The following is a 15,047-nucleotide window of genomic DNA, read 5'->3' on the forward strand; positions in this document are numbered from 1 at the left end:
CAGCGTCAGCGTAGCCACGGCCACCCGGCTTTCCCTTCCGAGCGGGCGGTTCCCCCACAGCGCAGCCTTAACCGTCCCGCATAAGCTCGTGCGTCATGCGAGCCGTGCTGATCGTGAACCCAACAGCCACTTCCACCACGCCCGCCGGCCGCGACCTGCTGGCCCATGCACTCAAGAGCCGCCTCGAGCTCACGGTCGAGCACACCAACCACCACGGCCACGGCACCGAGCTCGGCCAAGCGGCCACCGAGGACGGGGTGGACCTGGTCGTCGTGCACGGCGGCGACGGCACGGTGAGCGGGGTCGTCAACGGCTTGCTGGGCCGTCCTGGTTCGACGCGGTCGGGGCATGTCCCCGCGATCGCGGTGGTGCCCGGCGGTTCGGCGAATGTGCTGGCACGGTCGCTGGGTATCTCCCGCGATCCGGTCGCGGCGACCAACCAACTCATCCAGCTGATCGACGACTACCGCCGGCACCAGACCTGGCGCCGCATCAGCCTGATCGACTGCGGCGAGCAGTGGGCGGTGATCAACGCCGGTATGGGCGTCGATGCCGAAGTGGTGGCCGCGGTGGAAGCGCAACGCAACAAGGGCGTCAAAGTCACGCCGTTGCGCTATTGGCGGGTGGCCGTGCCCGCCACTTTGGGCTACCGCCGCCGCGCACCGGAGATGACGCTGGAATTACCCGGCCGCGATCCCGTTTCCGGCGTGCAATTCGCCTGGGTGTCCAACACAACTCCGTGGACCTACAGCAATAGCCGCCCGTTGGTGACCAACCCGGGTTGCAGCTTCGAGTCGGGCCTTGGGGTGTTCGCGGTCACCAGCATGAAGGTGTTTCCCACGCTCCGATTACTCAGCCAGATTCTCTCGAAGCGCCCGAACCCGGAAGCCAAACAGCTTGTGCGCGACGACGACACGCCTTGCCTGCGAATCACTTGCAGCGGCGAGCCGGTCGCCAGCCAGTACGACGGGGAGTACCTCGGGCTCCGCGATTCCATGACGTTCCGCGCCGTGCCCGATGCGCTCGCGGTGGCGGCGCCGCCTCAAAATAAACACGCCTGACCTGCGGAGACGCCGAGCCTCACAATCTGCCGGAAAAATATTCTCGGCAGAGTAACCGGCGAGTGTAGTACAACGGAGTTAGGGCTTGGCTACGGCTTTATCAAAGTGAGATAGCACACGCGCTAACTCACGCTATTGACATCTGTTGAGCCTGTGAAACGATCGAAAGGTTGCATGCAGAGATTGATGTGGGGGTACCGAACGGACCCTTGCCCATGCACGCGTTAAGAGCCGAAGAATAACGCCAGTGCGCGATGCTGCGCACATAGTGAGGAGTAGCTACTTATGGATTGGCGCCACAAGGCGGTCTGTCGTGACGAGGATCCGGAGCTGTTCTTCCCGGTAGGGAATAGCGGCCCGGCGCTCGCACAGATCGCTGACGCGAAACTGGTCTGCAATCGGTGTTCGGTGACCACCGATTGCCTCAGCTGGGCCCTGAACACAGGTCAGGATTCCGGCGTGTGGGGCGGTATGAGCGAAGACGAGCGGCGCGCACTGAAGCGCCGCAACGCCCGGACGAAGGCCCGCAGCGGAGTCTGACCCCAGTCAGTAGACAGCGCGGCCCCGACAATGTGTCGGGGCCGCGCTGTTGCGTGGGCATTTACAGCAGCAACCTGGACCGGCGGCCGATTGGAACCCGCAGCACCACATCGGTGCCGGTTTGGGGCGCTTGACGCATCCCCAGCGTGCCGTCCAGCTCCGCCGCCACCAAGGTCCGCACGATCTGTAGACCCAGGCTGTCGGATTTCTCCAGACTGAACCCTTCGGGCAGTCCGCGCCCGTCGTCGTGCACCACGACGTCCAGCCAGCGCGCCGAGCGTTCGGCGCGGATCGTCACGGACCCTTCCTGGGCCGCGGGGTCAAACGCATGCTCGATCGCGTTCTGCACCAGCTCGGTGATCACCATGATCAGTGCCGTCGCGCGGTCGGAGTCCAGCACGCCGAGGTCACCGACCCGGTTGATCCGAATGGGCCTGTCCACCGAGGCCACGTCGTTCATGATCGGCAGGATCCGGTCGATGACCTCGTCGAGGTTCACCTGCTCGTCGACCGACATCGACAACGCGTCGTGGATCAAGGCGATCGACGACACCCGGCGCACCGATTCGATCAGCGCCTCACGGCCTTCGGCGTTAGCCGTTCGTCGGGCCTGTAGGCGCAGCAGGGCCGCCACCGTTTGCAGATTGTTCTTCACCCGGTGGTGAATCTCCCGGATCGTGGCGTCCTTGGAGATCAGGGCCCGGTCCCGGCGCTTCACCTCGGTCACGTCACGAATCAGCAATGCCGCGCCCGCGCTGGCGCCGTGCACGACCAGCGGCAGCGTGCGCAGCAGCACCGTGGCACCGCCGGCATCGACCTCCATCCGCATGCTCTTGCCGCCGGCCAGCAAATCCTGCACATGCTCGGCCACCTCTTGTGCTTCAAACGAGTCCGAGATCAGCGGCCGGGTGATTCTGATGAGGTTGTGGCCCTCCAGCTCGCTCGTCAGGCCCATCCGGTGATACGCCGACAGGGCGTTGGGGCTGGCGTAGGCGACCACGCCGTCGACGTCGAGGCGGATGAATCCGTCGCCCACTCGGGGCGTGGAACGCGACATCGCGACGTCGCGTACGTCGGGAAAGGTGCCGTCGGCCAGCATGTGAACGAGATCGGCGGCGCATTCGCGGTACGCGGTCTCCAGGTGGCCTGAGTGTTCGTGTGCTGCCATCGTGGTTTGGTGCTGGGTGAGCACGGCCACCACCTGGTCGGCATAGCGCACCGGGGAGGCCGTGGCGTGCCGCCCGGGAAGTTGCCACGAATGTTCTTGGCTTGCATTGGTTTCCAGCTGAGGAGTGCCCGACGCGAAGGTTTCGGCGACCAGCGGTAGCCGCTCGGGCGCCACGACGCTACCCACCGAATCGGCCTGCAGAACCGTGGGCGCGGTGGTCGGCCGGCATTGCGCCACACATACCAGCACGCCGTCGTCGCGGCGAACCCACATCAGGTGGTCGGCGAACGACAGATCGGCCAGCAGCTGCCACTCCCCGACCACCGCATGCAGGTGGTCGACCGCGTTGCCGGGCAGCATGGTGTGTTCGGCCAATAGATCACCGAGAGTGGACATCAAATACTCCCGCGTCGTCCCACGGCCGGATGTACGAAGCGCTCGACGGCTAGCTGATCACGGCGATAAGGTCGCCCGCCTGGATGACATCGCCCACCGACACACTCACCTTGCTGACCGTGCCGTCGACTTCGGCTAAGACCGGAATCTCCATCTTCATCGACTCCAGCAGCACCACGATGTCGCCCTTGCCGATTTGGTCGCCCTCGCTGACAACGACTTCGAGCACGCTGGCCACGATCTCGGCTCGAACATCCTCGGCCATGTTCACCCCACTCGTTTCGGCCATTCCGCGTGCCGGCTGCTGATCCGGGCTTCCATCAAGCTCATGTATATCGAACCACAACATCATCGGGCACCGCGGCGCGCGGCCTCGCGCCGGTGGGGTGAAACACGGCGGGCGCAGCCATGAGAGACTGGTCAGCAACCTGACGGGTGCCCAGCGCCCGGATCATGAACGAACGACGGAGGTTCTCCCCATGGCTAAACGTGGCCGTAAGAAGCGTGACCGCAAGTACAACAAGGCCAACCACGGCAAGCGGCCCAACGCCTAACCCCTGGTAGCCGCGCTCGCGCGAGGCGTTGCTAGATGTCCCGAATGATCGTGGTGCGGCGGATCTCGATCCGCAGGCGCTCTCTCAAGCTTTCGGGAGCCTTCTCGCCGCTGCACTTGGTTGCAAACAGCGCCTTGAACTGCTCCTCGATCCCGAAGAGCTGCAGGCATGGCGGGCATTCGTCGAGATGCTTCTTGAGTTTTTGCCGAGTCTCGGCCGTGCATTCACCGTCGAGGAGCGTCCATACCTCGGCGATCAATTCGGCGCACTCAGCCTTTGTGCGCGGCTCGGCAGCTGCTGAGGGGTCACCGGGCGAAAACTCGCTCATGACGACACCTCCTCGTGCGTCTGGGGGCCCCGGATGAAGCCGCGCTCCTTGGCCACGTCGGCCAGCAGGGTGCGCAGCTGACGTCTGCCGCGATGCAGCCGGGACATTACCGTCCCGATGGGTGTGTCCATGATTTCGGCGATCTCCTTGTAAGGAAAACCCTCGACATCGGCGTAGTAGACCGCCATCCGGAACTCTTCCGGCAGCGCCTGCAGGGCCGCTTTGATCTCGGTGTCCGGCAGCGCCTCCAAAGCCTCGACCTCGGCCGAACGCAGCCCAGTTGAGGTATGTTCCGCGTTGGCGGCCAACTGCCAGTCGGTGATCTCTTCGGTCGGATATTCCGCAGGCTGGCGCTGCTTCTTGCGGTAGCTATTGATGTACGTGTTGGTCAGAATCCGGTACAGCCACGCCTTGAGGTTGGTGCCGGCCCGGAACGACCGAAATCCTGCGTAAGCCTTGACCATCGTTTCCTGGAGCAGGTCCTCGGCGTCGGCGGGATTGCGCGTCATGCGCAGCGCACCGCCGTAGAGCTGATCTAGCAGCGGAATCGCGTCGCGCTCGAAGCGCGCAGTCAACTCCGCATCGGTTTCTTGAACCGGCATGGGCTCGGCGTCGTCTGAACCGGTCACTCCGTCTGGGCCATCTTTGAGGTCGGCCATCTCGTTTAACACGGTCCCTTCCGTTGCAGCGTCGCTGGGCAACACCGCTAACGACGCCGGACTCGCAAAAAAGCGAGCCAACTGCTCGTCGCCTATTGAATTGCCTAACAGGCTCGTCGCCGTTGACACCAGATCCTCCTCCCAATCTAAAGGCTGCGACCGACAGGGTCCTGCCGGGCCGCTTACATGCGTTTCAGAGACCGACAGAATCAACAGCGTCAGCCGACGCGCTATTTCCTGTCCCGACGCTCGATCGGCGCGGTCCCGCAATCCAGCCGGAGCGAGCAGGGCGTTAATGTGACGCCATGTCCCTGAATGGCAAAACCATGTTTATCTCCGGCGCGAGTCGCGGTATCGGCCTGGCGATCGCCAAACGCGCCGCGCAAGACGGCGCCAACATCGCCCTGATCGCCAAGACCGCCGAGCCTCATCCGAAGCTGCCGGGAACCGTGTACACCGCCGCCAAGGAGCTCGAGGAAGCCGGCGGTCAGGCCCTGCCGATCGTTGGGGACGTCCGCGACCCGGAATCCGTGGAATCCGCGGTGGCCAAGACCGTCGAGCAGTACGGCGGCATCGACATCTGCGTCAACAATGCGTCGGCGATCAACCTGGGGTCCATCACCGAGGTGCCGATGAAGCGGTTCGACCTGATGAACGGCATCCAGGTGCGTGGCACGTATGCCGTCTCCCAGGCGTGTATCCCTCATATGAAGGGCCGGGAGAACCCGCACATCCTGACGCTGTCCCCACCGGTGCTGCTCGGCCAGGAGTGGCTGAAGCCCACGGCGTACATGATGGCCAAGTTCGGCATGACGCTGTGCGCGCTGGGAATCGCGGAGGAGATGCGCGAAGAGGGCATCGCCTCCAACACGTTGTGGCCGCGCACGCTGGTGGCCACCGCCGCGGTACAGAACCTGCTCGGCGGCGAAGAGGCGATGGGACGGGCCCGCAAGCCCGAGGTCTACTCCGACGCGGCCTACGTCGTCCTCAACAAGCCGTCCAAGGAGTACACCGGCAACACGCTGCTATGCGAGGACGTGCTGCTCGAGTCCGGCGTCACCGACCTGTCGGTCTACGACTGCATCCCCGGTTCCAAGCTCGGTGAGGACTTCTGGGTGGACGGCGTCAACCCGCCGGGGTACACCGGGTCATAACGTGGCCGGCGCAGCGACGCCGGCGCTCGCAGCGCTCACCAAGGCCGGCGTACCGCACGAGGTCGTGAAGTTCGACCACGATCCGCGGGAGCACTCGTTCGGTGTGGAAGCGGTCAACGCGCTGACCGGGGCCGGCGACATCGCGCCCGAGCAGATCTACAAGACGTTGGTTATCGCGGTGCCCCCGGGGCTGGCCGTCGCGATCGTGCAAGCGTCCGCCCGGCTTTCGCTGAAGGCGGCCGCCGCCGCGTTGGGGGTGGCCAAAGCGGCCATGGCCGAACCCGCGGTCGTACAGCGCGCCACCGGTTACCTGGTCGGTGCGGTATCGCCGTTCGGTCAGCGCAAGCCGCTGCCGACGGTCATCGATTCCAGTGCGCTCGCCTGCGGGCGAGTGTTCTGCAGCGCCGGTCGCCGTGGCTGGGATGTCGCGGTGGCCCCGCAGGACTTGATTCGCGTGACCGGTGCGGTCACCGCGGACATTCAGGCATAGCGGGCGTTAGACGAACGCACTGAGGCCGGTCAGCGAGCGCCCGACGATGAGCGTGTTCATCTCCCGGGTTCCTTCATAGGAGTAGATCGCTTCGGCATCGGCGACGAAGCGGCCCACGTTGTGCTCCAACAGGATTCCGTTTCCGCCGAGCAGTTCGCGCGCCCAGCCCACGGTTTCCCGCATCCGTACGGTGCAAAAGGCTTTCGCCAGCGAGGAGTGCCGGTCCTCGGCGTGCCCTTCATCCTGCAATTGCGACAGCCGCACGCACAGCCCATAGGACGCCGTGACGTTGCCGAGCATCCGGACCAGCAGGTCCTGGACCAGTTGGAATCCGCCGATCGGTCTGCCGAACTGGCGTCGGCTACACGCATAGGCCAGCGCGTTCTCATAGGCGCCCATGGCACAACCGACCGCCATCCACGCCACCCCGGCGCGGGTCATCCGCAGCACCTCGGCGGTGTCTTTGAAGGAATCGGCGCGCTGCAGCCGATCGGACTCGTCGACGCGCACGTTGTCCAGCGTGATCAGACCGTTCTGGACGATTCGCAGCGCGATCTTGTGCATCTGCTTCTCGACGGTGAACCCCGGCGACGAGTTTTCCACCACGAAGCCTTTCACCCGCCCGTCGGCGACGTCTTTGGCCCAAATGACAGTGAGGTCCCCGAAGGTCGAGTTGCCGATCCATTTCTTTTGACCGTTGAGGATCCAGGTGTCCCCGTTGCGCTGCGCCGTCGTCTGCAGCCCACCCGAGGCCCCCGAACCGACCTCCGGTTCGGTGAGCCCGAACGAGCCGATCTTGTCGTAGCGCGCCATCGCCGGCAGGAACCGCTCGCGTTGCTCGTCGGACCCACACAGATAGATCGACCCCATCGCCAATCCGCCGTGCACCCCGTTGAATGTGGCGATCGAGCAGTCCGTGCGGGCCAGCTCCATGGCAATCATGCCGTCGAGCAGATAGCGGCGCCCGCCGCAGCCGGCACCGTGGTACGGCAAGCCCGCAAGACCCAGCGCGCGCATCCCCGGCACCACCTCGAGCGGAAACGTCGCGCGAGACCAATGTTCGAGGAGGACGGGCGCCACGTCGGTCTTCATGAACTTGCGCACCGCATGCAACAGGTGGCGCTCGTCGTCGGTGAGCAGATACTCGTACGAGTAGAAATCCGACGTGTCGATGTCGTTGCGGCTCATGGTCTTTCTCCGGGCTCGTTCAGAAATTCCTCGATGACGGGCGCGAGTTCAGGCGCGTTGTGCACGAGGTCGATATGCCCGCCGGAATGCAGGTGCAGCCGTGCATGGGGCAGCAGTGCGCGCATGATGTGAGCGTTGATCACCGGGATGATCGGGTCATCGGTGCCCGCCACGATCAATGTCTCCTGTCGTACTGCCGGCAGCGCGAACAGGCTGGTCCAGACCGACCCCGCGAGCAGTTGGTGCAGGTAGCCCAGCTTGGAACCCGCGTGCAACTGCCGGACGAACAGTTGCGCGACATCTTCACCGTGCGCGCGGACGGTACCGCCGTACAGCTCGCCGGCAATCGACGCGGCATAGCCGGGTTCCGAGAACCTGCGCGGGGTAGCCATTTTCGCCAGCACCCGCGGGTGAGCGGGCACCATCAGCAGGCCGGTGCCCGTCGCCGCCAGCACCAGGCGCCGGCAGCGGCGCGGATTCTGGAAGGCGAACTGCTGGGCAAGGGCGCCGCCCCAGGACAGGCCGAGTACATCCACCACGCCGATTCCCAGCTTGGTCAGCACCCGACCCAGCACCCAGGCCAGGTAGGGAAACCCGTAGGGGGCAATGGATGTGGGCGATCCCCCGGTACCGGGAACGTCGAATCTGACCACCATCAAATCCGGATCCAACTGCTCCACCAGCGGATCGAGCACTTCCAGGCTGGCCCCGATGCCATTACAGAGCACCAGCGGCACGCCGATCCCGGGCCGCACGTTCACTCGGATCCGTTGACCGCCTGCGCTGATATATCGATGTTCGCCAATAGTGCTCACCGATGTCAGCCGGCCCATGGCTCTCACTTCTCCATCACATAACTACCCGGGGCCGGACCGAGGGGCGGAAGGTCCTCGCCACCAAGAGCTTTCGGCGCGTCAACCTCGGAGCCGCTGCGCTCGGCGAGCCAGGCCACGTAGTGCGGCCACCAGGAGTCGGCGGACTTCTGCGCCGATTCCAACCACTGTTCAGGATCTTCCACATCGACCGGGCCGGTCCGGTACGACGCCTTCGGGTTGCCGGGCGGGTTGACCAGCGCCGCGATATGACCACTGGTCGACAGCACGTAGTGGTTGTCCTTGCTGCCGAGCAGCCGGGCACTGCGATAGGTGGCTTGCCACGGCGAGATGTGGTCGGCGACGCCCCCGATGACATACGCGTCCGACGTGATCTTGCCCAGATCGACCGGGCTGCCAAGCATGCTGACGGCGCCGGGAGTGACCAGCGAGTTGTGCAGGCCCATCAGCACCATGTCGCGGTGCAGACCGGCGGCCATCCGGGTGGTGTCGGCGTTCCAGAACAACACGTCGAACGGCGCCGGCTTGCGGCCCTGCACATAGTTGTTCACCACGTACCGCCACACCAGGTCGGTGGGCCGCAACCACGCGAAGATCTCCGCCATGTCGCGCCCGTCGAGGTAGCCCTTGCGGCCCGACACTCGGATGGACGCCTGCGCGGCCCGGTCGCTCATCGCCGCGGCCGCGAAGCCGGCCTTGGTCTCGTCCAGCACGGTGACCGCCAGGTTGAGGCCGGCGACCCGATCGCCCTCGCCGATATCGGCGAGGTGGGCCGCGGTCATCGCCGCCAGGATGCCGCCCGAGCAGGTAGCCAGCAGGTGGGTGCTGTCGGTGCCGGCGATCTTCTGCACCGCATCCATTGCCTCGATGATCGCCGCGCCGTAGGCGTCGAATCCCCAATCCCGATGGCGGGCTTGCGGATTACGCCACGAGATGACGAACACCTGTTGGCCCTGCTGCACGAAGTACTCGATCATGCTGCGCCCAGGAGCGATGTCCATGACGTAGTACTTGTTGATCACCGGCGGCACCATCAGCAACGGAATGGTGCGCACCTTGGGCGTTTGCGGTGCGTACTGGATCAGTTCGAACATCGAGGTTTGCAACACCACCGCGCCCTTGGTGATGGCCACGTTCTCCCCGACCGCGAAGGCGTCGGGCTCGATCATCGCCGGTACGCGGGGCTTCGAAAGCATGTCCCGGGCAAAGGCTTTCGCGCCCCGAACCGCACTCAGGCCGCCGGTGTCGATCAGCGCCTTCCAGCCCAGCGGACTGATCAGCGGGTTGTTGGTGGGCGCGAGGCCCTCCACGAAGTTGTCCATGACAAACTGCATCTTCTCGCTGTCGCGCCAATCCAGCTGCGCGTCGTCGAGGAGGCCTTCTGCGGTCTCGGCGCCGGCCAGGTAGGCCTGCATGATTCGGTGCAGCAGCGGATTCTCTTGCCAGGCGGGGTCGCTGAAGCGCTTGTCGACCCGCGCCGGGGCGCGGTGGGACTTGCCCACTGCGATAGCGCCGAGTTCACGAGTGAGGGTGCCAACCCGGTCGGCCACCGCGCCCGGGTGCTGCGCGAGGTTGGCGCCGAAGCGGGCCCAGGTGGCATTCGGCATCATTCGGCTGGCGAATGGCTTGGTGGCGCTGGTCAGCAGCAGGTCGAGCGGTGCCGCCAGCTCGTCGGCTTTGGCAACGGCATTGGGGGGATTGGGCGATTTAGCCATGGTCACTTTTTGCTTTCACTTGTCGGAATGGTGATTTCGCGCTTGAGCAGCTTGCCGGTCGGCCCCTTGGGCAGGGCGTCGACGAGCCAAACCCGGCGCGGATACTTGTATGCGGCCACCCGGGCCTTGACGTACTCGCGCAGCTCGTCGGCTGTGGCCGCAGCCCCCTTCTTGAGGGAGACTGCTGCACCGACTTCCTCGCCGAGGGAGTCATGCGGCATGCCGATGACGGCGGCTTCGGCCACCGCCGGGTGCTCGTAGAGCACCTCCTCGATCTCGCGTGGGTAAACGTTGTAGCCGCCGCGAATGATCATGTCTTTGGTTCGGTCGACGATGTAGAAGTAGCCGTCTTCGTCGATGCGCCCGACGTCGCCGGTGTTCAACCAACCGTCCGGCGTGATCGTGGCCTCGGTGGCTTCGGGCAGGTTCCAGTAGCCCTTCATCACGTTGTGGCCGCGGATCTGAATCTCGCCGGTATCCCCTTGCGGTACCGCAACTCCGTCCATGTCGACCACCCGCATCTCGACACCCTCGATCGGGGTGCCGATGGAGCCCGCCTTGCGCGGCCGGTTCGGGTGGTTGAACGCGGCCACCGGGGAGCTCTCGGAGAGCCCGTAGCCCTCGAGAACGGTGCAACCAAAAGCCTTTTCGAAATCGTTAAGAACCTGGACGGGCAACGCCGCGCCACCGGAGACACAGGTCCGCAGACTCCGCGTCGCCTCGGGGGCGGCCTCTGCCGCCACGCTGAGCAGCGCCGAATACATCGTCGGCACCCCCTCGAACACCGTGACGCCGTCGCGCTCGATCACCTCGAGCGCCTTGCGCGGGTCGAACCGAGGGATGAGCGTCAGCGTGGCGCCCGACAGGACTGAGCCGTTGAGCCCGCAGGTCAGACCGAAGACGTGGAACAGCGGCAAGCAGCCCATCACCACGTCATCCGGCCCGGTCTGGACCAGGGTGTGGACGCTGACTTCGGCGTTGCGGCCCAGATTCTCGTGGGTGAGCATGGCGCCTTTGGGTTTACCGGTGGTTCCGGAGGTGTGCAGAATGACTGCGACATCGTCATCGTCGCGTTGCACCGGTGCGTCTTGGGCAGGCAGGTCGGCGGTCAGTTCGGCCAACTTTGCGTCGTCGACGACCCAGCATCTCGCCCGCACCTCGGCGGCACCGGCGGTGGCCTCGGCGGCGAAGGCGGGACTCGCGAACAACGCCTTGGCGCCGCTGTTGGACAGGTAGTAGGCCACCTCGCGGGCCTTGAGCAACGGGTTCATGGGAACCGCGACGGCACCTCGGTACATGATGCCGTAGAACGCGATCGCGAATGCCGGAGTGTTGGGCAACATGATCCCCACCCGGTCGCCCGGTTCTATGCCCGCTCGCTCCAGCAGCGTCGCCACTCGCGCGGCTGCGTCGTCGAGTTCCGCGAAGGTGAACTGCAAGTCGTCGCAGCGCAGTGCGACGCGATCGGGGTGGCGATCTTTCGATGCGATGAGATTGGTGCTAAGAGCGGTCATGAGGGGCCTTTCGAAAATGTGCGGTGTTGCTGTTTCTATCGTCGTTCCGGCGTCTACGCAGGACAATGTCGCTGAAAACAACACGTGGACCGATTCGGTGTGACCATTCACATCAGCAATTCCCGGGAATAGGGTTTCGGGTATGAGCCTCGCATCGGAAACTGACGGTGCCCGGCGGACCGCCGGCGGCGATCGGCACATCGTCGAGCTCGGCAAACTCATGCTGGCCCGCGCCCCGAAATTGGGAAAGGCGATGGCGGATCTACTCTGCCGAGAGATCGACGCCTACCGCGACGGCACCGTCGTCACGAAAGAGCAAGTCACCGAAAGTTGCGTGGCGAACGTGACGTTCATCTTCGACTCGCTCGCCGGCGATGCAGATGTCGACGTGTCCCCTGCCGAATACACGGGCACCGCCCGCGCCCTCGCCGGGGTGCCACTGCCGGCAGTCATGACTGCCTACCGGATCGGTTTCCGGTTCATGTGGGAGCAGACCATCGCAGCAGCGCGCGCCGCGGCAATACCCACCGACTCGATACTGGACGCCACCGCACGGGTCTTCCTCGCTCAAGAAACCTTTACCCAGGCGATGAGCAATGCCTACCGCCAACAACTGACAGCACAGATCCTCGAGCGGGAGGAAGAGCGGTCGGCGTTGGTGGAAGCGCTGCTGTCACACAGGATTACCGACAGCCAAAGCCTATGGGAGGCAGCAGATCTACTGCGACTACCCACCTCGGGGCCCTATGTCGTCGTGGCGGCGGAGCTGCCCGCGATCGGAAAGCTGGGATTGCCGACAATCGAAAATAAGCTCTCCGTACGCGACATCCGGTCAGCGTGGCGACTGCTGCCCGACTTACAGGTCGGCATCGTCCATCTGCGGGGCCACGCGACGCCAGCCGCCCTCGGCGAGGTTGTCGAGGTGCTCCGCCACGTCGCGACCGCGCGAGTCGGCATCAGTCCGCCGTTTCACGAGCTGGCCGAAACCAGCGACGCGCTGCGATTCGCCCGATTGGCGGTCACCGGAAAGCCGTTGGACGACTCACTGGTCGCCGTTTTCGACGACTCCCCCCTGGCAATCGCGGCGGTGAGCGCCCCGGAGGTCATGACCACGATCAGGTCGTCCGTACTAGGGTCGCTGAACGCGCTGCCCGCCGAGGAACGGATCGTCTTGCTCGATACCTTTCAGGCCTGGGTGGAGGCGGGCGGCTCGGCCAACGACACAGCAAAGAAGGTCTTTTGCCATCCCAATACCGTGCGGCACCGGCTGCACCGCATTGAGGAGTTGGCCGGCCGGTCGCTGTCCCGGCCCAAAGACGTCGCCGAGCTCTGCCTGGCCTTCGAGGTCGAGCGGCGACTGCCCTAGGCCTAGCGGTCACCTTTGGTGAGGGTGAACTGCGCAACCTCCGTGTAACCCTCGCGGAAAAGGTCCGCGCAACCGGTCAGGTACTTCATGTACCGGTCGTACACCTCTTGCGACTGAATCGCGATGGCCTCGTCGCGGTGCGCCTCGAGCGCCGCCGACCACAGGTCGAGAGTGCGGGCGTAGTGCAGACGCAGCTGCTGGACGAGCTTGACGCTAAAGCCGGTGCGCTCGGCGTGCTCCACGACGCCCTTGGCTTGTGGAAGGTCTCCACCAGGGAAGATCTCGTTCATCATGAACTTCATGAACCGCAATTTGGTCATGGTGATCGGCAGCCCGCGCTCGGCGAACTCCTCATCGCTGGGCTTCATGATCGTGTGCAGCATCATCACGCCGTCGGCCGGGAGCGCGTCGTAGGCGGCTTTGAAGAAGTCGTCGTAGCGGTCACGCCCGAAGTGCTCGAAAGCCCCGATCGACACGATACGGTCGACTTTTTCGTCGAACTCTTCCCAGCCCTGCAGCAGCACCCGCTTGCTTCGCGCGGACGGATGCCCGTCAAGACGCCGCTGGACGTGGGCCTGCTGGTTGCGGCTCAGCGTCAGGCCGACGACGTTGACGTCGTAACGCTCCAGCGCGCGAATGATGGTGGTGCCCCATCCGCATCCGATGTCGAGCAGCGTCATGCCGGGCTCCAGTCCGAGCTTGCCCAGCGAGAGGTCGACCTTGGCGATCTGCGCCTCTTCCAGGCTCATGTCATCGCGCTCGAAATAGGCGCAGCTGTAGGTCCGCGTCGGATCCAGGAAAAGCGCGAAGAAGTCGTCGGACAGGTCATAGTGCGCCTGTACGTCCTCGAAATGCGGCTTCAGGCCAGGAGTTTCGCTTTTCTTTGAGGACAAGGCACAACCTTTGAGATCGGGGATTAACTGGGCTTTACGGCACGCGATAGATTTCCGGCCTTCCAGTCTATATAGCCCGTTGCAGCGTCCCACCCAGTGCACGTGCAGCAAACTGGATTGACCGCGTCCACAACTGCGTCAGCGGCAGTCAACCATCACTCTCATCAGCCCGGACACCGTCGAAGACCGGCCACCGGCCCCGTGCATCCAGCAAACCGTCCGGGCACGCAGCGCAGGACACCCGTGACGACGACCGGGTTTGCTTTCCCACCCGGCACGCGTCGCCCGGGTTGGCTTCAATCACACAACGTCGGCCGCATCGCGACCGACGTTGTGTTCCAAAGGATTCCGTAGCTAGGTCAGGCAGCCTTCGCGCGGCTGCGAACTTGAAGGGCACTGATCACGTCAACGACGCCGATGGCGATCAGCCAGCAGCCGGCGACCAGCGTCAGGACGGCGATCGAGCGAAGCGGCGAGACGATCAGAACGGCGCCACCAACCACGATGACCAGCCCGGACAGCACCTGCCAGCCGCGGCCGGGCAGATGGTCGAAGGACAACGCCGCGGCAAGCAGCGTCATCCCGCGGAACAGCCAGCTGATGCCGATCCAGATCGCCAAAAGCGTGACTGCCTCGAATTCTTCGCGGAAGCAGAAGAATCCCAAAACCAGCGACACGATGCCGGTGATAAAAGTCAACACTCTCATCGCGGCGCCGGCGTGCGAGCCGAAGGAGGCGAAGACGTAGCCGACTCCGGAAACCACCAGGTAGATGCCGAACAGAACACCTGCCACAAACAGTGTCCGACCTGGCCAGGCCAGCACGATGACACCCAGCACAATCGCCAGGATGCCGGTGACGAGAAGCACTTGCCATGCACTGCGGGCAAGCCGCCCAAGAGGACCTTCGAAAACGGTGTCGTCGCGAATAGTCATCTCCATATCATTAGCCACAATTGATGAAAAGAAAATGTCCGTGGCAACACAATTCGGCATCGCCCACAGGTACAGCGAACAATGGGCGGCCGATATCGCTGAGGTATGGTGCGCGGCCGCCCGCTAAGAGCGCTCCCGCGTGACCCATTTGTCGCCCGAAGACAAAACCGCGCCGCAAGTTGGTCGATTCAGGACATGAGCGGACCCCAGTGGAGTCGGTACGTTTTGCGGTGAACCTGATGATTCAGTCCGT

Annotated in this window: 16 protein-coding genes; 6 read left to right on the top strand and 10 right to left on the bottom strand. The window is 64.5% G+C overall.

All coding sequences use genetic code 11. The features are described 5' to 3' along the window. The first annotated feature begins 95 nt into the window (after positions 1–95). Together ACTXG5_RS26660 and whiB1 are read left to right on the top strand one after the other, a co-directional pair. Entirely contained in the window at positions 96–1,061 is a 966-nt protein-coding gene (locus ACTXG5_RS26660; RefSeq protein ID WP_445161634.1) for a diacylglycerol/lipid kinase family protein, read from the top strand. 285 nt (positions 1,062–1,346) lie between these two features. Beyond that, positions 1,347–1,601, top strand: coding sequence for a transcriptional regulator WhiB1 (gene whiB1 / locus ACTXG5_RS26665; protein ID WP_067205475.1), 255 nt, complete (start codon positions 1,347–1,349; stop codon positions 1,599–1,601). A 61-nt stretch (positions 1,602–1,662) separates the two neighbouring features. On the opposite strand, the gene ACTXG5_RS26670 is transcribed toward whiB1, so the two are convergent. Beyond that, positions 1,663–3,165 (bottom strand): sensor histidine kinase, encoded by a 1,503-nt coding sequence (locus ACTXG5_RS26670; RefSeq protein ID WP_445161635.1) that lies wholly within the window; start codon positions 3,163–3,165, stop codon positions 1,663–1,665. Between the two features lie 49 nt (positions 3,166–3,214). Beyond that, positions 3,215–3,430, bottom strand: a complete 216-nt coding sequence (locus ACTXG5_RS26675; protein WP_445164611.1) for a biotin/lipoyl-binding carrier protein — start codon at positions 3,428–3,430, stop codon at positions 3,215–3,217. 214 nt (positions 3,431–3,644) lie between these two features. Here ACTXG5_RS26675 and ACTXG5_RS26680 point away from each other — a divergent pair, with 214 nt between their 5' ends. Continuing rightward, the gene (locus ACTXG5_RS26680; RefSeq protein WP_108637559.1) at positions 3,645–3,719 is read left to right on the top strand and encodes a 50S ribosomal protein bL37; all 75 of its coding nucleotides are present in this window, start codon (positions 3,645–3,647) and stop codon (positions 3,717–3,719) included. A 31-nt stretch (positions 3,720–3,750) separates the two neighbouring features. On the opposite strand, the gene rsrA is transcribed toward ACTXG5_RS26680, so the two are convergent. Continuing rightward, a complete protein-coding gene (gene rsrA / locus ACTXG5_RS26685) occupies positions 3,751–4,047 on the bottom strand; it encodes a mycothiol system anti-sigma-R factor (protein WP_445161636.1) in 297 nt (98 codons plus the stop codon). Beyond that, a complete protein-coding gene (locus ACTXG5_RS26690) occupies positions 4,044–4,706 on the bottom strand; it encodes a sigma-70 family RNA polymerase sigma factor (RefSeq protein WP_445164612.1) in 663 nt (220 codons plus the stop codon). The genes rsrA and ACTXG5_RS26690 overlap by 4 nt, the downstream gene beginning before the upstream one ends. Before the next feature lie 305 nt (positions 4,707–5,011). Between ACTXG5_RS26690 and ACTXG5_RS26695 the strand changes: the two genes are divergently transcribed. Then, on the top strand, positions 5,012–5,860 hold the full coding sequence (locus tag ACTXG5_RS26695) for an SDR family oxidoreductase (RefSeq protein WP_445161637.1): 849 nt from the start codon (positions 5,012–5,014) through the stop codon (positions 5,858–5,860). Position 5,861: 1 nt separating this feature from the next. Continuing rightward, entirely contained in the window at positions 5,862–6,350 is a 489-nt protein-coding gene (locus ACTXG5_RS26700) for a YbaK/EbsC family protein (RefSeq protein WP_445161638.1), read from the top strand. 6 nt (positions 6,351–6,356) lie between these two features. On the opposite strand, the gene ACTXG5_RS26705 is transcribed toward ACTXG5_RS26700, so the two are convergent. The 4 genes from ACTXG5_RS26705 to ACTXG5_RS26720 are packed head-to-tail and all read right to left on the bottom strand — an operon-like array spanning position 6,357 to position 11,600. Then, a complete protein-coding gene (locus ACTXG5_RS26705) occupies positions 6,357–7,538 on the bottom strand; it encodes an acyl-CoA dehydrogenase family protein (protein ID WP_445161639.1) in 1,182 nt (393 codons plus the stop codon). Then, a complete protein-coding gene (gene phaZ, locus ACTXG5_RS26710) occupies positions 7,535–8,371 on the bottom strand; it encodes a poly(3-hydroxyalkanoate) depolymerase (protein ID WP_445161640.1) in 837 nt (278 codons plus the stop codon). Before phaZ ends, ACTXG5_RS26705 begins: the two co-directional genes overlap by 4 nt. Before the next feature lie 5 nt (positions 8,372–8,376). After that, on the bottom strand, positions 8,377–10,086 hold the full coding sequence (locus ACTXG5_RS26715) for a PHA/PHB synthase family protein (protein WP_445161641.1): 1,710 nt from the start codon (positions 10,084–10,086) through the stop codon (positions 8,377–8,379). A 2-nt stretch (positions 10,087–10,088) separates the two neighbouring features. Continuing rightward, the gene (locus tag ACTXG5_RS26720; protein WP_445161642.1) at positions 10,089–11,600 is read right to left on the bottom strand and encodes a long-chain-fatty-acid--CoA ligase; all 1,512 of its coding nucleotides are present in this window, start codon (positions 11,598–11,600) and stop codon (positions 10,089–10,091) included. 142 nt (positions 11,601–11,742) lie between these two features. Between ACTXG5_RS26720 and ACTXG5_RS26725 the strand changes: the two genes are divergently transcribed. After that, entirely contained in the window at positions 11,743–12,966 is a 1,224-nt protein-coding gene (locus tag ACTXG5_RS26725) for a PucR family transcriptional regulator (protein ID WP_445161643.1), read from the top strand. 2 nt (positions 12,967–12,968) lie between these two features. On the opposite strand, the gene ACTXG5_RS26730 is transcribed toward ACTXG5_RS26725, so the two are convergent. Both ACTXG5_RS26730 and ACTXG5_RS26735 read right to left on the bottom strand, forming a co-directional pair. After that, complete coding sequence (locus ACTXG5_RS26730; RefSeq protein WP_445161644.1) at positions 12,969–13,859, bottom strand: cyclopropane mycolic acid synthase family methyltransferase; 891 nt, start codon at positions 13,857–13,859, stop codon at positions 12,969–12,971. 359 nt (positions 13,860–14,218) lie between these two features. Beyond that, positions 14,219–14,794: an HdeD family acid-resistance protein gene (locus ACTXG5_RS26735; protein WP_445161645.1), complete on the bottom strand. Its 576-nt coding sequence runs from the start codon at positions 14,792–14,794 to the stop codon at positions 14,219–14,221. Positions 14,795–15,047 lie beyond the last annotated feature (253 nt).

It is taken from the genome of Mycobacterium sp. Dal123C01 (assembly GCF_052566995.1).